This is a genomic window from Chloroflexota bacterium (assembly GCA_034717495.1).
GTDB lineage: Bacteria > Chloroflexota > Anaerolineae > JAAEKA01 > JAAEKA01 > JAYELL01.
Map to the genome: position 1 here is coordinate 1 of JAYELL010000047.1, position 17,879 is coordinate 17,879.

The window sequence follows — 17,879 nt, forward strand, 5'->3', positions numbered from 1 at the left end:
TCATCAAAAAGGTGGCCCAGGTCTGACCTGAAGGGCTTGGCGTATCATTACGTGCCATATACTTCTGGACCGTGCGTTTGCTGACTTTGATGCCCGGTTTGAGGAGTTCGCCCCGAATGCGTTCCGCTCCCCAGGTCAGGTTGTCCGCGGCCATTTGCCGGATGAGTGAAATGGTCTCAGCAGGGATTCTCGGTGATTGTGACTTGGGATTGGACTTACGCCGCCAGATGATGCGGAACAGTTCACGGTGCCAACGCAGAAGGGTACCGGGTTGGACAATGAGCAGCGCTTGCTTCCAGAATGGAGTGGCTCGGGCGAGCAACAGCAGTTTGATGCGATCGAAGTTATTGAGTTGCGGATGCTTGCTCTGGCGTTGAAGGATAATGAGTTGCTGACGCAGGAGGGCGTTTTCGGCGACGAGATCGGCTTTGCCGCGCGTCAAGTCGGCGGTAGTACCACGCACAAGGGAAAGGGTGTTGGGTTTGAGCCAGCGTTTGAAGTGATATTGCGCGGCAACGAAGAATCGACGGCGGGATTGACGGACGTTTGATAGCATGTCGCTGCTGCTCCCGTTTTGGAGATGTGAAAGCGGGAGGATAGCAGTTTGTCGCCTGCAAATCAAGCGACTCAAGTGCTCAAACCGGAACGGATGTGCTAAGCAGCCAGCACGGCCGTCTTCGCACCGGACTAGGATCGAGTTGCGCTGTGATGGCCGGCATCAACCCTGTACACTTTTACAGAAACGAATTTGCATTATCCTTGATCTTCTTTGCACACGCCGTGGGCGTCCCGCGCAGGCCTCTAGCCAATTGTGTCCTGTTTGGATATAATAGGGACACTATGCTGCTCTTGCCCGACGCATCATTCCGTATCATTGCAGCCATCGCCGGGCCATTTTCCTTCTTCCAAAATCGCCCATCCCATTGCTGCGGATACACAGGAGAAACGCCATGACCATTGTCGAGCGTTTGGGCTCGTTTTACCTTGGCAAGGCCTACGATCTGGCGAATCAAACCCTGCTCGATTCCCAGATCATGTACGATGCACGCGACCTGACCACTCACGCGGTCTGTGTGGGCATGACAGGCAGCGGCAAGACAGGCCTCTGTATCGACCTGCTGGAGGACGCAGCGATCGATAAGGTGCCCGCCATCATCATCGACCCCAAGGGAGACATCACCAACCTTCTGCTGACATTCCCTGATCTCCTCCCTGAGGACTTCCAGCCCTGGGTCAATGTGGATGATGCCCGGCGCAAAGAGATGACGGTTGAGGAATATGCCGGGGCAGAGGCCGAAAAATGGCGCAACGGATTGGCGGACTGGGATCAAGGGTCCGAGCGAATTCGTTTACTCAAGGAAAGCGCTGACTTCGTGATCTACACCCCAGGTTCCAATGCTGGTGTGCCGGTCAGCATTTTAAGTTCGCTGGCTGCCCCTGATCTGGATTGGGAGGACTCTCAGGAAGTCCTGCGGGAGCGGATCAATGGCACCGTCAGCGCGCTGCTGGGCCTGGCAGGCATCCAGGCCGACCCTGTCACCAGCCGCGACCACATTCTGCTTTCCAATATCTTCGAGCATGCCTGGCGCAACGGTGAGGACCTGGATTTGCCCAAGTTGATCATGGCCATCCAGGATCCACCTGTGCGTACGCTTGGCGTCTTCGACGTGGACACCTTCTTCCCCCAGAAGGAACGCTTCACCCTGGCTATGGCCCTCAACAACATCATCGCATCGCCGGCCTTCGCCAGCTGGCTGGAAGGTGTACCGCTGGACATCGATTTGATGCTTTACGGGAGCGATGCCAGGCCCAACCACAGTATTTTTTACATTGCCCACCTGAGTGACGCCGAGCGCATGTTCTTCGTCACCCTGTTGCTGGAGCAGATGATCACCTGGATGCGGACCCAACCAGGCACCACCAGCCTGCGGGCGCTGGTCTATATGGACGAGGTCTTCGGCTTCTTTCCGCCCGTAAGTGAGCCGCCCAGCAAGCGCCCCATGTTGACCCTGTTGAAACAGGCGAGAGCTTACGGATTGGGCATGGTTTTGACCACTCAGAATCCAGCTGACCTGGACTACAAGGGGTTAACCAACGCCGGCACCTGGTTCATCGGCAAACTTCAAGCCGAGAGGGACAAAGAGAGGGTCCTTGAGGGACTGGAAAGTGTCTCGGCCGAAGCAGGTTCCAGCCTGGATCACCGGGCGCTGGACAAGATGATTTCCAGCCTGGGCTCGCGCGTCTTTTTATTGCACAATGTTCACGAGGATGGTCCGGCGACCTTCATGACCCGCTGGGCCATGAGCTATCTGCGCGGCCCATTGACTCGCACCCAGGTGCGAGAGCTGATGGCAGACGAGAAAAAAAAGCTGGATGTTCAACCAGCGGTCGGCCCGCCGGCTGAAGCGGGAATCGTTTCCTCAAAACCGGTGCATGTTGGGGCCAAAACCATCGACAGGCCCGACGGCATGATAACGATCCCGGAAGGCTTGCTGACGACCCCGCCGGCGTTGCCTCACGATCTGACCCGGGTCTACCTGCCTGTGACCCGTTCCAGGCGAGATGCCCTGCGCGAATTGCAGGATGAGTTGGACGCTACCCTGGAACCCGACGACCTCCTGCTGATCTATGAACCACAGCTTCTGGGAGCAGGTACGTTGCGCTTCGTCAATGAAAAACGAGGGGTCAACGAACGAAAAGAGATCATGGTGCTGGCGCAACCACCCAGAAGTGCCGGTTTTGTGGATTGGGAAGAGGGGGAACCTGTCGATCTGGATTTCGATGACCTGCAGGATCGGCCTGAGCCAGGCAGCCTGTTTGTTGCAGAAGTGCCTGATGCGGCCGATAGCGCCAGAGAACTCTCCCGAATCTCCAAGGACTTTTCCGACTATCTCTACCGCAATTTCAGCTTTCCACTGATGTACAGCCCGGCGTTCAAGCTCTACTCGACTCCCGATGAGAATGAACGGGCCTTCAAGATCCGTGTTCAGCAGGCCGCGCGCGAGAAACGAGATGCCCAGGTCGACAAGCTCGCGGCAAGATTCGAAAAAGAATCCTACAGGGTCACCACACGCTTGAAACGGGAAGAGCGTGAACTGGCGGAAGACCAGGAAGACCACGAGGCCCGAAAAAGAGATGAGTGGTTAGGTGCCGGCGAGTCGATATTCAACACCCTCTTTGGAAAACGTCGCTCAAGCACAATTTTCAGTTCCGCTTCCCGCCGCCGGCGCATGACGGCATCGGCGAAACAAGACATCCTGGAATCGCAAGAGGAGATTGAACGCCTGAAAGAGCAGTTGGCGGAGAACCGGGAAGACCTGGAAGAACAAATCGAGGAAATCCGTAACCTTTGGCAAGATGCGGTTGACGAGTTCGAGGAATATCACGTCAAACCGCGACGCGTTGACGTCGATGTCCACACAGTCGCCCTGGCCTGGGTACCTATGTGGGAAGCGTCCATAGAGAACCATCGCGGCCGATTGCACACGGAGACCGCAAGAGCCTTCTAAGAGACAATCATCGCCCGACATTGCGCTGACAAAATCAGGTCACGCGCATCCCGATTATGTAGCCTGACTAACTTTCAGAAACAGCGAGTTATGTTACGATACCATTGAAATCCAGGCTTTCGGACTCGCTTGAGAGCCGAATCCCGTGATCTTCACGAATCATCTAAAGGAGCCTTGCGTCCAACAACAGTGGACACTGGAGTATTTTTATGGCGACGACCCATCATACCCCGGGTGCATCAGCACCTGACCGCAGCAAACTGTCGTTGCTCCTGCGCACCCTATTGCTGGTCCTGGTAGCCGGCGTCTGGCTGGTGGCTATTGCCATGGTGGGTGGGATCATTGGCTCGCGGCTCATGTACGAGAACAGCATCTACCCCGGAGCGTCGGTTCGGGGAATCGACCTGAGCGGACTGAGTTTGCAGGAATCCATTGACCGGCTGCAGATCGAATTCGACCCCTATCCCCTGGCCCCTGTGACGGTTGCCCATGGCGACCAGTCGTGGACCTTGACCGCAGAAGACCTGGGTGTCGACTTCGACGCCTATTCAGCAGCCAGAGCGGCCTACGATGTCGGGCGACAGCCTATCCCGGTAGGAGACATTATGACACAAGTCTCCCAGATACAGACCAATCTCCAGGACACACTGTCTGCCTACCAATCCGGACACGAGGTATTGGCCCTGGAGACAGTGGACAAATCGGCTGGCCTTGATTGGCTGCGCGAAAGGGCCTACGAAATCGACAGTCCGGCCATCGAAGCGGCCCTGCGAATGGATGGCACGGAGATCATGTCGACTGAGAGTCAAACCGGTTATTCACTGGATATCGACGCCTCCCACCGGGCAATCTATGAAGCACTGCTGGCAAACCAGGGCGAGAGGGTAGAACTGATCATCAACGAACGCAAACCCCTCCTGTCCGATGTTTCACAGGCCGAGGTTTTTGTCCGGCAGGTCCTCAACGGTCCGATAACGCTGACCGCCTCCGATTCCGATCTGGACACCCAATCGCCCGCTCCTGCCTACACCATTCCCGTCGGTGATTTAGCATCACTATTGACGCTGGATATCGTCCCCCAGTTGGATGGCAGCAAGGAACTGATGGCAAGCCTGGACGTTCAGCCATTGCGGGAACAGGTTCAGCTCTGGGCTTTGGAACTGGCCAGAGAGCCACGCGAAGCCCGTCTGGATTTTGATCCCTCCAATGGTGAGATCAGTGTAGTAACACCCAGCCAGATTGGTCGTATGCTGGACATCGACGCTTCGATGGAGGCAATTCGGTCGGCAGCGCTAAGTTCGTCCCGGGAAGCCGAACTGCCCCTACGCCTGGTCGAACCATCGATCAATATGCACAAGATCGACGAAATGGGAGTTGTGGAACTGGTTGCCAAAGGAACCACCGATTTCGCCGGCTCAAGTGCCGATCGTATCCATAACATCAAGACAGCGGCAGCGGCTGTGGATAACACCGTCGTGCCACCAGGAGAAGTCTTCTCCTTCAACGCCGCCATCGGCGATGTCGATGCCGAGCATGGATACAAGGACTCGCTGATCATTTGGGGAGACCGCACAGCCGTAGGCATTGGCGGCGGAGTCTGCCAGGTGAGCACAACAGCATTCCGGGCCGCTTTCTACGGTGGTTTCCCCATCGAGGAGCGATGGAACCACGGCTACGTAGTCGGATGGTATGGCAAACCGGGGCTCGATGCGACCATCTACACCCCCGATGTCGATTTTAAGTTCCGCAATACCACCGACAACTTCCTGATCATCAAATCCGAGGTCAACGACGTCAAGGGCAAATTGACCTTCAACTTCTACGGAACCAAGCCCGACTGGAATGTGCAGGTCGTCGGCCCTGAGGTCATTGCCGAGAAACGGGCAGGAACCCCTGTTTACCAGGAGGACGCCAATTTGACAATCGGTCAGGTTCAACAGGTGGAGTGGGCCAAAAAAGGGGTAGATGTCCAGTGGAATCGTTTGGTCAAGGGTGCGAACGGGGAGATCATCAGTGACGAGACTCTGGAAAGCAGCTACACGCCCTGGCCTGCCTATTATCTGGTTGGGCCGGGGACAGCGGTTCCCAGTGGCGTGGACTTCCGCCCATTGAGAGACTCGCAATCGGGAGGATAATCGCTCAGAAGATCAGGGATTATGCCCTTTGTGACGGAGCGCTGGCATGGCCTGACAGGATGCGGAGCTTTTCAATAGCCGGTTGTCATGGCCCGCAGAGAAATGAAAAAGAGCCACAGGCTGACGATAGCAAACAAAATGGCCTCCCGGCGGGTATCCTTGCCGTCGATGTAGAGGAAAAGGGCGGGCAATGAGATGATAGCTGTGATCCCATAAAGCAGATGAACGCCGCCACGGCCGGGCCGGCCACCGCCTGCCCAAAGCACGACACCGATGACCATCTGAGCGATCATCAGTAGCTCGGCGATAGCCAGGGTCCCCCAATAGCTGCCGGATATATTGCCCTTGCGAAGAAAGATGATCAAGCCCCATATGGCGCATATGGCGGTGAAAATCACGGCAGTTATGGCCAGGCGATCGTGGATGATAGTCAATGTCATAGCTTGGCTCCTGTTCGTGGGCTATCCCGAGCAGTTTAGCCCACCGGGAAAAGGCTGTCAAGTCGCCCCTCCATTCAAACAACCACACACTTTCCCATTCCCCATTTGCCTTCCCCCATCTCCTGAGATAAGATAGCCATGGCTCGCGTTCCAGAGCTGCGAAGCAAGAAATAATACTCAAGTTTGGAGAATACAATGGCGAAAACCAAAGAGGTCACCGTGACCTGGGTCCAGAAGCAACAGTTCGTTGGTACCGACAGCTCGAAGCATTCCGTGGTGATTTCGAGTCAAAGTGAAGAAAATGGCACAGGGATGTCGCCTTCGCAGCTTTTATTGCTCAGCCTGGCATCCTGCTCTGCATATGATGTAGTGAACATCCTTGAGAAAAAGCGTCAGAAGCTATCAGACCTCGTTGTCAAGGTCGCGGGCGTAAACGCTCCTGAGCCACCGTGGCCGTACACGCACATCACAATGGAATATCAGGTGCGTGGTACAGGCCTCAAGGAAAAAGCGGTAGCTGACGCCATCCATCTATCCCACACCAGGTATTGTTCGGTAGCGGCAACCCTGCGCCCCGCTGTCGAAATCGTTACAAGCTACGAGATCATCGAGGATTCGTGATCCCTTCCTTACGCATTGCACTGGCTCAAATCAACGCTACCGTCGGCGATCTCGACGGCAACGCCGCTCGCATCCTCGATTTTGCCCAACAGGCGCGCGCCCGAGAGGCGCAGATCGTCGCCTTTCCGGAACTGGCTGTCACCGGCTACCCGCCTGAGGACCTGCTGCTAAAACCCGGTTTTGTTGCCGCAAATCTGGAGAGCCTTCACGACATTGCCCGCAATATCCAGGGAATCACTGCGATCGTCGGCTTTGTTGATCAGGACAGCGACATCTACAACGCTGCTGCCGTCATCAACGACGAAGAGGTTGTGGCTGTCTATCGAAAGATGTTCCTGCCCAACTACGGTGTTTTCGATGAGCAACGCTATTTCGGGATGGGCACCGTACCTGTCAATTTGCGCCAGGCAGGAGAGGAACAACTTGCCTCGGCATCGACGCCCCTCATCGGCATCAATATCTGCGAAGACATCTGGAACCCGGCTGGGCCGACCGAAGCCCAGGCCCTGGCTGGCGCTCAGGTTGTGATCAACATCTCCGCCTCACCCTACTATGCCGGCAAAGTACGAAACCGTGAGCGCATGATAGCCACCCGCGCCGCCGACAGTGTGGTTATCGTGGCCTTCTGCAACATGGCGGGAGGGCAGGACGAGTTGGTTTTCGACGGGGCCAGCAGCATCTTCAACCAGGAAGGGGACCTGATCGCTCGTGCCCGGCAATTTGAAGAGGACTTGCTGGTTGCCGACCTGGACCTGACAGCCGTTTTCCGGCAGCGCCTGCATGATCCCCGCGGCAGGCAGGAGCGCTCTCGCCAGGTGAACCTGACGGTTCACGAGTGTGTCCTACCTGTTGGCGAAAACACTGAGACCAGCGGCATCGCTACGGACACCGCAGAGTCGCAAACTGCGCAGCCAGCGACTCTGCCGCCGACCATCACCCCGCTACTCGATTCCCGCGAGGAAGTCTACCGGGCTCTGGTCCTGGGCACGGCCGACTATCTGCACAAGAATGGCTTCAACAAGGTTGTCATCGGCCTCAGCGGCGGCGTCGATTCCACGCTGGTGGCAGCCATCGCAGTCGATGCGCTGGGACCGGAAAACGTCACCGGGGTTTCCATGCCCTCCCGCTACTCCTCCAGTCATAGTCTGGAAGATGCCGAAACCCTGGCCACGAACTTCGGCTTTCGTTACATGACGATTCCCATCGACGATACCTTCCAGGCCTATCTGGAGATGCTCGCCCCCTCCTTTGAGAACAGCGAACCCGATGTGACCGAGGAAAACATCCAGGCCAGAATCCGGGGCAACATCCTGATGGCTCTGAGCAATAAATTCGGATGGCTGGTACTGACAACCGGCAACAAGAGCGAGATGAGCGTAGGCTATGCCACGCTCTATGGCGACATGGCCGGTGGCTACGCCGTGATCAAGGATGTACCAAAGATGCTCGTCTACGATCTGTGCCGCTGGCGCAACGATCAGGCCGGCTATGCCATCATCCCGGAACGGGTATTGAGCAAGGCACCCAGCGCAGAGCTGCGACCCGACCAGAAGGATGAGGACTCCTTGCCTCCCTACCATGTTCTCGATCCTATCCTGGAGGCTTATGTCGAAGACGACCGTAGCGTCAGCGAGATCATCGATATGGGCTTCGATCCCAAAACGGTCAGTGAGGTCGTCCGGCTGGTAGATCGCAACGAATACAAGCGGCGGCAGGCGGCGGTAGGTGTCAAGATTACCGAACGAGCCTTTGGCAGGGACCGGCGTTTGCCGATCACCAACCGATTCCGGGACCAGGGATGAGAGTGGTCGTCGTTTTCGACATATTCGGCGTCCTGCTCTCCCGCAGCTTTGCATCGTCGGCCGACAGCTTATCCCTCCTCCTGAATCGATCTGCCGCGGAAATCAAGACGGCCTACGTTCGCTGGGAGCACCCGTGGGACCGCGGGCAGATCACTGCGGTGGACTTTTGGAGCGAGGTTCAAGCCGAGTTGGGCACCGGTGTCGATTGGCAAGTCCTGGACAACGCGGTGCTGAACAGCATCCATCCCCTGCCAGGCAGCCTTCAACTCCTGGCCCGATGTGGCGAGAATACCGATACCTACCTGCTGAGCGACACCCGTCGCGAATGGTTTCAGACCCTTGACGACAGGTTCGGCTTGCGCCGCAGGGTGCGGCGTGCGTTTCTCTCCTTTGAGATGGGATTGGGCAAGTCGGACCCCGGCTGCTTCGAGTTCGTGCTGGCCGAAATCGGCTGCCAACCGGGCGACGTCACTTTTCTGGACGACCGGGCAACCAACATCACCGCGGCGCGGCGCCTTGGAATCAAGGCGATCAAATTCAGCACCGCAGCAGCAGTCGAAGAAGAACTTTGTTCGTGATTTTTCCAACCCACCGAAAGGTTCGCCTACATCACCAGCGATGACTATCTGCTGGTCTTCAAGCATACGAATTTTCCCGAGGCCTGCATCCAGGTGCCTGCCGGCACCCTTGAGCCTGGCGAAACAGCGGAGGCCGGCGTGCTGAGAGAGGCGTACGAAGAGAGCGGCAATGATTATCCGAAGACGCCGTTGAAAAACGCTACATCCCTTCCTTCTTCACCCGATGCCATCATCATCGGTGGTGGCATCAGTGGTACCGCAGCGGCCTTCTTTTTGACTCAGGCTGGCCTGAAGTCAACCATCATCGAGCGTCTGCCTGCCCTGGCAGCGTTGACAACCGCCCGCTCCATGGAGTCCGTGCGCGCCCAGTTTGTCGAGCCTGAGACTCTCCTGATGATGCGTGAGAGCATCACCTTCTACGAAGATTTCGCCGAAAACATCGGACTGTCAGATGTCGATATCGGATTGCACCAGGCTGGCTATCTGTTTTTGACGACGGAAGCTGCTGGCGCTGAGCGATTCCGCCAGAGGGTCAGGCGCCAGCACGCTTTCGGCCTGACAGATGTGGTCCTGTTGACCGGGGAGCAGATTCGCCAGCGCTTTCCCTTCGTCTCGGAGAAGGTTGTGGCGGGCACCTTTCGCCCGGGGGATGGCTGGCTGGCGGCCCACGAGGCTGCTTTTGGCTTCGCGCGCTCATCGGGCGCAAAGGTCCTGACCGGCACGGTTGTTTCCGGCATCCTCCAGGAGAGCGGGCGTGTAACAGGGGTTGAAACGGACCAGGGTAGAATAGCAGCACCGGTGGTGATCGTGGCCGCCGGCCCCTATTCGGGCAATGTCGCCAGCCTCGCCGGCCTGGATCTGCCATTGACCATCGTGCGCCGGCACCGGGTGACTATCGGCCAACACCCATTGATTCCCCAGGATGCACCCATGGTAATCGACGGGGATACCGGTGCCCACTGGCGTCCCGAGAGTCCCGGCGCAGCCTTGGCCTGGGCCCAGGCCCATGAGCCACCGGGAGAACCGTTGGATGATGTCCGTGCAAATCCCATGTTTGTCTTTGATGTGATGGAGGGGGTCTATAGACTCTGCCCCTTCTGGCTGGAGGTGGCCGAGTCCCTGAAGCGTGACCAGGTGTTTCTCCTGGCTGGACAGTACACCGTTACCCCTGACCACAAGCCCATCATTGGGCCCCACCCTGAGCTCGCCGGTTTATACGTCAGCGCCGGTTACAATGGCCATGGCATCATGGCCGCACCAGGTGCCGCACGTCTGCTGGCAGACCTGGTGACAGGAAAGGTGAACGACTCGGGCAACCCTTTTGGCGTCGCCAGGCTGTCAGCATTGGCCGGGGACTCTGAAAATCATGAACTCATGCTGTAAAGCTTTCTAAAACAGGCCCACTGTGGCAGGGTGCACAGTGCCGTTCGCCTGCTCTTTTCATTCACCAGTCATCCTCGTAGTCATCCTCGTCAAAGGGACTGCCCATCACAAGGATTTCCTTACCCTCCCCAAGGCGTACCCGGCGTCCAACCGTCTGTTCGAAGAACATGATCGATTCCGCGGTTTCTCCTGTACGACTGAGCTCTTTGAAATCCCCGGCTGTGAACGATGGGGTGTCTGGCTTGTCTGGCAAACAGAGTATATTTTCGACAAATTGGCTGCCAGCGCCAGCCAGTTCCTGTGGCAGCCAATTTTCTCGCGCCGATTGGCTTCCAGACTCTTCAGAACTTCCCTCTTGGCTTCAGCTGCTCCTGCTGACTCCAGGGGCATGCCCCGCTGGGCCCACACATCCACATAGTCTCGCATCGCCCGTCGTGGCGAGCGCGGCGGTAAAAGCATGATGTCTTTCACCGCTCCTTCCCATGGTGGGTTGAAGTCGATGAGAAAATTCATGCCCCGAATCTTACGCCGCCACCTTCCGGTATACCACAAGACAATGATCACTCCCTGTGAGTCGTCTGAGTACCTGAAAGCCTGGTAGAAAGACGTTTGTTCCTGGAGTTCCTCAAGGTCCGAAATGTCGACCCCTGCACCTTCCAGCCAGGTGTGGGCACTTTTCTGCTCCTCGCGGTCAATGCCTTGCTGCTTCAACATTTCGAGCAGTGCCCTTATGCTTCTCCGCTGCTCTAACCACTCGGGAACCACTTCGTCCAGACGAGCCTGAACCTGCGCAGGAGCATTCTGATAGGCCTTGAGCAAAATGGGCAGGATATCGGTCGCTTCAAGCCCCGTCACCAAAGCGTCCAGGTCTGCTTTGATTACTTGTGTCTCTTTCTCAACCAGGGACTCCTCTGCCAGCAGTTTGTCCAGGCGCGGGCGCAGCAAAGTAAGAGCTGAGATGTTCTGCCTGAAAGGCCTCCGTTTGCTCTTTTTTCGAGATTTACTCATGGATTGCTCTTCTACTCATCTGGCTCTCGATGCGCTGTTTGATCTTCATCCACCCAATCCTCTTCCTCCCACACCATACCACTCCGGCCTGGTACCTTCCGTACCGGCCCTGCCTTGTAATAGCTACACGACTTGGGTCCATAGCAAAACGTCTCAAATCGATACCTCTTCTTCCCCGGGTTCCAGTGGTCCACTATGATCTCCACCGGCATTCGGCATCCCCATACACAACTCCTGCACTTACTTTCATATGTGCGTGCCGACAATCGCCGATGCCCTCGCCATCTATACAGGTCAAGCTCGATAGCCACTCCATGCCAGGGCGGTGGTTCCTTTACTTCACCCTCAAAACGTCTTAACACCTTCAGCTTACTCGTTTTATAGAATTCCACCGGTTCTTTGCGCTCATCGGCAACAGGCAGAGATTCTCCACTGATCTCATCGCCAACTTGAAACTCGTGCTTTCTATATGCCGTCTTTCCAATACCAACCGAGTACTCGCGCATTTCATCCTTGATGATACCATGGATGAATAGACAATATCCCAAGTAGCTATGAGAGCGTTGATCGAACGAGCGGGTCAATCGGATTCGAGGCTGCACAGAAATAACCTGGCCAGACCAAACAATTTTCTCCATTTTCTGTCCCCTTTGACCAATTGTCACCGCTGCCCAACATTTGCATAATCAGCCGAGCGTATTGGCTCCGGGCGCCACTTACCCTCGGGCGAAGCCCGGTCTGGTGCATATGGGGTTGTGCAGCCTATCGTGTCGCCTTACTTGTCATCCAGGGCAGCGACCCCGGGTAACACCTTGCCCTCCAGGTATTCCAGGCTCGCGCCGCCGCCGGTGCTGATGTGGGACATCTGGCCTGCCAGGCCAGCCTGCTTCACTGCAGCGGCAGAGTCGCCGCCACCAATGATGGTCGTCGCGTCCAGATCGGCGAGCACCCCCGCGACGCTAACCGTTCCCTGGGCAAAAGAAGGAAACTCAAAAACACCCATGGGGCCATTCCAGACCACCGTCCTGGCGCCGGCCAGGTGGTTTGCGAAATGGGCAATGGTGGAGGGTCCGATGTCCAGGATGCGCCAGCCGGGCTCGACTTCGTCCACCCCGACCACCTTATGCTGAGCGTCGGCGTCAAAGGCATCGGCCACCACGACATCCACCGGCAGCACCAACTTGTCGCTGCCCTCCACAAGCAATTCCCGGGCTGTCTCAAGGCTGTCCACCTCCACCAGTGAATCGCCCATCTCCAATCCCTGGCCCTTCAGGAAGGTATTGGCCATACCCCCGCCGATCAGCAAGGTATCTACTTTTTCAAACAGGTTGCGGATGACATTGATTTTGTCCGACACCTTGGCGCCACCCAGGATAGCGACAAAAGGCCGCTCCGGGTCCTCAACCGCACGACCCAGGAAAGCGATCTCCTTTTCCAGCAGGAATCCCGCGGCTGACTCTCTCCCCTCCTCGCGCATGATGGTGGGCACACCCACCACACTGGCATGGGCCCGGTGGGCGGTGCCAAAGGCATCGTTAACATAAGCTTCGGCATGGACGGCCAACGCCGCTGCAAAGTCGGGATCGTTGCTTTTCTCACCAGGGTGAAACCGAAGATTCTCAAGAACGACGATATCGCCCGGCCTCAACGTCTTGACAAGCACGTCCACCTCCGGCCCGATGCAGTCGGTCGCCATTACCACACGGTTGTCCGGTAGCAGCTCCTGCAGTCGATGGGCAGTGGGCGCCAGGCTATAACTGGCCTCGATCCCCTTGGGGCGCCCCAGGTGGGAAGCCAGAATCAAAGCCGACCCTTGCTCCAGCAGATACTGAATCGTCGGCAGAGCAGCCTGGATGCGGGTGTCATCGGTGATCTGGCGATGCGCATCCAGTGGCACGTTGAAATCGACCCTCACAAAAACACGCATTCCTGCTACGTCGATATCCCGAACTGTTTTTTTGTTCATGTCCTTCTCCTGAACAAGAAATGCGTGATACGATTCCCGTGAAACCACGTGCGTTGATGCACCTCGCTTCACTTTTCACGTATCACGCATTTGTTTCGCGTCTCTCTTTGCCGAATTGCCTTCTGGAATCAACAATTCACAATTGGCAATTCACCAATTAACAATTAAAGCCCTTTGTCCGTCATCAACTTGCAGAGGTCGGCAACGCGAACGGAGTAGGCCCATTCATTGTCGTACCAGGTAACAACCTTGGCCAACTTGCCGTCAAGCACCTGGCAGAATTCCAGATCGACGATGCTGGAGCGGTCATCGCCCTTGAAATCCATGCTGACCATGGGACCGACGACCACTCCCAGGATACCTTCCAGGTCGCCTTCAGCGGCATCCAGGAAAGCTTGGCGGAGTTCCTCGGTATTCGTTTCCTTTTCCAACTCGGCCACAAAGTCCACCACTGAAACCGTGGGAGTGGGAACCCTCATGGCCATGCCATCGAACTTGCCTTCCAGAGAGGGGATCACCAGGGCAACAGCCTTGGCAGCGCCCGTGCTGGTCGGGATGATGTTCAGAGCTGCCGCGCGAGCCCGGCGCATGTCCTTGTGGGGCAGATCCAGGATCTTTTGATCGTTGGTGTAGGAATGGATGGTGGTCATCAGACCCTTGACAATGCCAAAATTATCGTTGACAACCTTGGCTGCCGGGGCCAGACAGTTGGTGGTGCATGAGGCGTTGGAGACGATGTGATGCCTGGCCGGATCGTATTCGTCATCGTTGACGCCCAGTACCAGAGTCAAGTCCTCGCCCTTGGCGGGAGCAGTGATAATAACCTTCTTGGCGCCAGCCTCGATGTGCTTGCCGGCCGTCTCACCCGTGCGGAACACGCCGGTAGACTCGACCACGATATCCACGCCCAGCTCGCCCCAGGGCAAGTTGGCAGGATCGCGCTCGGCAAAAACCTTGACAGTTTCGCCATCGACGACGATGTTGCCATCCTTGACTTCGATCTCGCCAGGATACTTGCCGTAGTTGCTGTCATACTGGAGTAGCTGTGCGTTGGTTTCGGCATCGAAAAGATCATTGATGGCAACAACTTCGATTTCGCCGTCGTATTTTTCCTGGATGGCTTTGAAGACCTGGCGGCCAATACGGCCAAATCCGTTGATACCAACTTTAACTGACATTGTATTTTTCCTCCTCGATGGAAAGGGTGGTTCGTAGCGCCTTTCGGCGCTGAATTATCGGACTGACAGAACTGCCAGCTAATCGCTTTTTGCTATCCAATCTACAAGTATACCATACTCTTGGAATCAGGAATATGACGCAGCGCATGTTACAGAGCAGGTTCTGCGTGAATATCCATGATGACTCGGGCCAATTTGGCCGGATCGTGACGCCATGGATGGGATTCATCGATTACGTCGGCCGTAAGCAGCAGGTACTCCTCGGGTGATGTGGCCGGCAATGCAACGGGCTCCAGGTGCGATTGATCTCCCGTGCTGGCGACGAGATGATCGTTGGCCAGGACAACAGGCAACAGGTCACCCACATGGCGGCGCAAGGCTTCGACGTGGGCCTCCGTATCGAAATCAGCGGTCTCACCCGGCTGGGTAGCGACATTGACCACGTATATCCTGGTCGCCGACGACGCCTGTATGGCTGCCGCGATGCTGGGAACCAGCAGATTGGGCAATACACTGGTGAAGAGGCTGCCCGGGCCGGCGACAATGATCTCCGCTTCCAGGATCGCCCGAATCGCTTCGGGATAGGCTGTTACCTTCTCCGGTTGCAAAAAGATCCGCTCGATCTGCTGACGGGCCGCCGGAATGGCCGATTCTCCCACAACACGACGCCAACCATGCCCATTGCTGCCATCGGCTACCCGCAAGTCGGCAGCCAATGTCACTTGCTGGAGAGTGGAAGGAATCACCCGGCCACGTACCGCCAGCACACGGCTCGATTCCATCACACCTGCCTCAAAACTGCCGGTTACGTCGCTCATGGCGGCTATGAAGAGATTGCCGAAATTGTGCCCCTCCAGTCCATAGTCATCGGTGAACCGGTATTCGAACAGGTTCCCCGTCAGCCCTTCCGCCTCGGAGAGAGCAACGATGCACTGGCGGATGTCGCCAGGGGGTAACATCCCGGTGGCCTGCCGCAACAGACCGGAACTGCCTCCATCATCGGCAACAGAGACGATGGCTGTGATGTTATCCGAGTATTCCTTGAGTCCCCGCAGCAGGGTTGACAGGCCAGTGCCACCGCCCAACGCAACGATGCGCGGGCCTCGCCGGCGCTGATGGTGTCGAATCATTCGCCGTGCCACATCCGAGTCACCAGGCCTGACAAAGGGGTTCAACAGGGAGCGACCAAGTTGGTAAAGAGACAGAACAGTCAGGCCAATCCCCAGGCCTCCCAGGAGCAGCGCACGTGCCGAACGGGGAAGAAACTGCAGGGTCAGGTAATAGACGACCGAAGGCAAGCTGACATCAGCGTACAAATAGCGCAGAAGATATGCCAGGCCCAGCGCCAGCAACACGATGCCCAGCACCAGCAAGATGAGCCAGCGCTTGATATGCATTCCCGGACGTAACCAAATCAGGGTCGAGTCGTGCTCGATATTAGGCATCTAAACTGTTTCCGCCGTAAACACACCGATGCTGCCGGCGACATACTTGCCGGCAGCACAAGGATTGACCAATCATGATTATAATCGAACCAATCGGGGAAGTCAAAGAAAATTGGCTCAATCTCGCAACCCCGCTATAATCGAACTATGAGAGTCATTGCAGGTATTGCCAAAGGACGCAGGCTTCAGAGTGTGCCAGGAGAGGGCACACGTCCCATATCCGATCGTGTGAAATCAGCTCTGTTCAGCATTCTGGTGTCTCAGGATGCGATCAGGGACAGCCGCTGGTTGGATCTGTTCGGAGGCACGGGCGCAGTTGGCATCGAAGCGCTCAGCCGCGGTGCGGGAACTGTCGTATTCGTCGAACGGTCGGGAAAAGCACTCGAGGTAATTGGACAGAACCTTAGCAGTACCGGACTGGGTGACCTGGGCAAATCCCATGTGGTTCGAGGCGATGCATTCACCTACGTGGACCGTCCTGATCTGGAAGCTTTCGACATTATCTACGTGGCGCCACCCCAATATCACGACCTCTGGAAAAAGGTGCTAACCATCATCGACCGGCGCCCCGACCTGTTGAGCGAATTGGGGCAGGTCATCGTCCAGATCCATCCCAAGGAAGATGATGAGGGTCTTCCTCTGGCCAATCTGGAACGCTACGACCAGAGGCAGTACGGCAGCACCCGCCTGATTTTCTTCGAGTTGAGCGGTGATTGAGTCAAACGATTGGTAAGATAGACCACCACCTCTTTATCCTCATATTCACCTGGTTTCGAGCCCAAAATGCTCGCAGTAGCGGTTGAAGAGGTTATGCGCCTGCAGGTAGCAGGAGTTTGGACTGAGGAAGTGAGAAAATTCAAATGTGATGGCCTTTTCCAACTGCGCTTGTCGGGCAGCCTCCAGTTTGAGAAGCAGTTTTTCCCATTTGATGGGAAGGAACTTGATCGGCATATCCCGGTCAAAGGTTTCGATGTTGGTCCAACAGTGTAACCGGTTCTTTTCTGCCAGGATTTTGTTGATGGCCAAATATTCCGGCAATTCGTGGAAATCGACATGTCCGTCTTGAAAGGCAACAATATCAACGGCCCCGGCAATACCGGCCATGATTTCGTTCCATTCTTGCTCATGTTGTCTGGGGGTGATGCGGTCTGTTTTTTCAATGGATGCATCAAAGCTCCAGACGGCCTTGACTCCATCAATCCAGGGCGAGATCAGTACCGGCAACCCCCCTGAGACCTGTTTGCACTGATGGCCCATTTTTGCGTAAATGTCGATGATTCCGCCGGTGCGGCGGCTTACTTCTTGCGAGAGATACCAGCCTTTGAATGCTGCGCGTTGGCCGTATTTTGCCCACACTTCATCAATGACAGCCAGGTTGATGTCCACCTCCTTTCGGTAGTCGCCCTGATGCCAGTACTGGCCAGAATCGTACAGGCCAAAATAGAAGGCCATGCCGTGCTTTTCGCTTAACCTCAAAAACAAGTCAACCAGATCAATGGGCGGGCGATAACAATTTTCCTTTTTTTTGCAATACTTCGGAGGAATAGGTTAGCCACCGTTTATGTCCGCAACGAATTAAGATGACTGTATCAATGCCAATCATTTTCATCGTCTGGAAATCACGATCCCACTCATCAGGCCCCCAATTTTGGTGGACAATGTCGTGGCTGATTTCATCCAGAAACGTTCCCGTCAATTTCATTTGTGATTTATCCTTTAACCCCGGTCAGGGCGATGCCTTCGGTAAACGTGCGTTGGGTGAAAAAGAAAAGGATCAAGATGGGCAGCATAGTTAGGGTATTATCACGGCTTTT

Annotated in this window: 15 protein-coding genes; 7 read left to right on the forward strand and 8 right to left on the reverse strand. The window is 56.2% G+C overall.

Features of this window, described 5'->3' with window-relative positions; all coding sequences use genetic code 11:
- Nucleotides 1-556 (reverse strand): integrase (locus U9R25_09125; GenBank protein MEA3336055.1); only part of this gene is annotated, 556 nt, incomplete at its 3' end.
- Nucleotides 557-950: 394 nt separating this feature from the next.
- Between U9R25_09125 and U9R25_09130 the strand changes: the two genes are divergently transcribed.
- Nucleotides 951-3,509 (forward strand): type IV secretion system DNA-binding domain-containing protein, encoded by a 2,559-nt coding sequence (locus tag U9R25_09130; protein MEA3336056.1) that lies wholly within the window; start codon nt 951-953, stop codon nt 3,507-3,509.
- 209 nt (nt 3,510-3,718) lie between these two features.
- Nucleotides 3,719-5,644 (forward strand): VanW family protein, encoded by a 1,926-nt coding sequence (locus tag U9R25_09135; protein MEA3336057.1) that lies wholly within the window; start codon nt 3,719-3,721, stop codon nt 5,642-5,644.
- A 71-nt stretch (nt 5,645-5,715) separates the two neighbouring features.
- Here U9R25_09135 and U9R25_09140 read toward each other — a convergent pair whose 3' ends face one another.
- The gene (locus U9R25_09140) at nt 5,716-6,084 is read right to left on the reverse strand and encodes a hypothetical protein (protein ID MEA3336058.1); all 369 of its coding nucleotides are present in this window, start codon (nt 6,082-6,084) and stop codon (nt 5,716-5,718) included.
- 195 nt (nt 6,085-6,279) lie between these two features.
- On the opposite strand from U9R25_09140, the gene U9R25_09145 reads away from it, so the two are divergent.
- Genes U9R25_09145 through U9R25_09160 form a run of 4 tightly spaced genes read left to right on the forward strand, consistent with a single transcriptional unit; the run spans nt 6,280 to nt 10,468 of the window.
- On the forward strand, nt 6,280-6,705 hold the full coding sequence (locus U9R25_09145) for an OsmC family protein (protein ID MEA3336059.1): 426 nt from the start codon (nt 6,280-6,282) through the stop codon (nt 6,703-6,705).
- The gene (locus U9R25_09150; GenBank protein MEA3336060.1) at nt 6,705-8,507 is read left to right on the forward strand and encodes an NAD+ synthase; all 1,803 of its coding nucleotides are present in this window, start codon (nt 6,705-6,707) and stop codon (nt 8,505-8,507) included. Before U9R25_09145 ends, U9R25_09150 begins: the two co-directional genes overlap by 1 nt.
- The gene (locus U9R25_09155) at nt 8,504-9,085 is read left to right on the forward strand and encodes an HAD-IA family hydrolase (protein ID MEA3336061.1); all 582 of its coding nucleotides are present in this window, start codon (nt 8,504-8,506) and stop codon (nt 9,083-9,085) included. The genes U9R25_09150 and U9R25_09155 overlap by 4 nt, the downstream gene beginning before the upstream one ends.
- Nucleotides 9,086-9,115: 30 nt before the next feature.
- On the forward strand, nt 9,116-10,468 hold the full coding sequence (locus U9R25_09160; protein ID MEA3336062.1) for an FAD-dependent oxidoreductase: 1,353 nt from the start codon (nt 9,116-9,118) through the stop codon (nt 10,466-10,468).
- Nucleotides 10,469-10,573: 105 nt separating this feature from the next.
- On the opposite strand, the gene U9R25_09165 is transcribed toward U9R25_09160, so the two are convergent.
- From U9R25_09165 to yvcK, 4 genes are all read right to left on the reverse strand, one after another.
- Complete coding sequence (locus U9R25_09165) at nt 10,574-11,476, reverse strand: hypothetical protein (GenBank protein MEA3336063.1); 903 nt, start codon at nt 11,474-11,476, stop codon at nt 10,574-10,576.
- Nucleotides 11,477-12,251: 775 nt separating this feature from the next.
- Nucleotides 12,252-13,442: a phosphoglycerate kinase gene (locus tag U9R25_09170; GenBank protein MEA3336064.1), complete on the reverse strand. Its 1,191-nt coding sequence runs from the start codon at nt 13,440-13,442 to the stop codon at nt 12,252-12,254.
- A gap of 164 nt (nt 13,443-13,606) precedes the next feature.
- Entirely contained in the window at nt 13,607-14,620 is a 1,014-nt protein-coding gene (gap, locus tag U9R25_09175) for a type I glyceraldehyde-3-phosphate dehydrogenase (GenBank protein MEA3336065.1), read from the reverse strand.
- 149 nt (nt 14,621-14,769) lie between these two features.
- Nucleotides 14,770-16,065: a uridine diphosphate-N-acetylglucosamine-binding protein YvcK gene (gene yvcK, locus U9R25_09180; GenBank protein ID MEA3336066.1), complete on the reverse strand. Its 1,296-nt coding sequence runs from the start codon at nt 16,063-16,065 to the stop codon at nt 14,770-14,772.
- A 147-nt stretch (nt 16,066-16,212) separates the two neighbouring features.
- Between yvcK and rsmD the strand changes: the two genes are divergently transcribed.
- A complete protein-coding gene (rsmD, locus tag U9R25_09185; GenBank protein ID MEA3336067.1) occupies nt 16,213-16,782 on the forward strand; it encodes a 16S rRNA (guanine(966)-N(2))-methyltransferase RsmD in 570 nt (189 codons plus the stop codon).
- A 45-nt stretch (nt 16,783-16,827) separates the two neighbouring features.
- Here the strand turns inward: rsmD and U9R25_09190 are convergent, their stop codons facing one another.
- Complete coding sequence (locus U9R25_09190; GenBank protein MEA3336068.1) at nt 16,828-17,547, reverse strand: DUF4434 domain-containing protein; 720 nt, start codon at nt 17,545-17,547, stop codon at nt 16,828-16,830.
- 10 nt (nt 17,548-17,557) lie between these two features.
- Nucleotides 17,558-17,767, reverse strand: a complete 210-nt coding sequence (locus U9R25_09195; GenBank protein ID MEA3336069.1) for a DUF4434 domain-containing protein — start codon at nt 17,765-17,767, stop codon at nt 17,558-17,560.
- Between the last annotated feature and the right edge of the window lie 112 nt (nt 17,768-17,879).

Excerpts from the sequence above, each read along its gene's own strand:
- U9R25_09165 (MEA3336063.1), bottom strand. The coding sequence starts at position 11,476 with ATGAGTAAATCTCGAAAAAAGAGCAAACGGAGGCCTTTCAGGCAGAAC.
- U9R25_09195 (MEA3336069.1), bottom strand. The coding sequence starts at position 17,767 with ATGAAATTGACGGGAACGTTTCTGGATGAAATCAGCCACGACATTGTC.
- rsmD (MEA3336067.1), top strand. The coding sequence starts at position 16,213 with ATGAGAGTCATTGCAGGTATTGCCAAAGGACGCAGGCTTCAGAGTGTG.
- U9R25_09140 (MEA3336058.1), bottom strand. The coding sequence starts at position 6,084 with ATGACATTGACTATCATCCACGATCGCCTGGCCATAACTGCCGTGATT.
- yvcK (MEA3336066.1), bottom strand. The coding sequence starts at position 16,065 with ATGCCTAATATCGAGCACGACTCGACCCTGATTTGGTTACGTCCGGGA.
- gap (MEA3336065.1), bottom strand. The coding sequence starts at position 14,620 with ATGTCAGTTAAAGTTGGTATCAACGGATTTGGCCGTATTGGCCGCCAG.
- U9R25_09170 (MEA3336064.1), bottom strand. The coding sequence starts at position 13,442 with ATGAACAAAAAAACAGTTCGGGATATCGACGTAGCAGGAATGCGTGTT.
- U9R25_09130 (MEA3336056.1), top strand. The coding sequence starts at position 951 with ATGACCATTGTCGAGCGTTTGGGCTCGTTTTACCTTGGCAAGGCCTAC.
- U9R25_09155 (MEA3336061.1), top strand. The coding sequence starts at position 8,504 with ATGAGAGTGGTCGTCGTTTTCGACATATTCGGCGTCCTGCTCTCCCGC.
- U9R25_09135 (MEA3336057.1), top strand. The coding sequence starts at position 3,719 with ATGGCGACGACCCATCATACCCCGGGTGCATCAGCACCTGACCGCAGC.
- U9R25_09145 (MEA3336059.1), top strand. The coding sequence starts at position 6,280 with ATGGCGAAAACCAAAGAGGTCACCGTGACCTGGGTCCAGAAGCAACAG.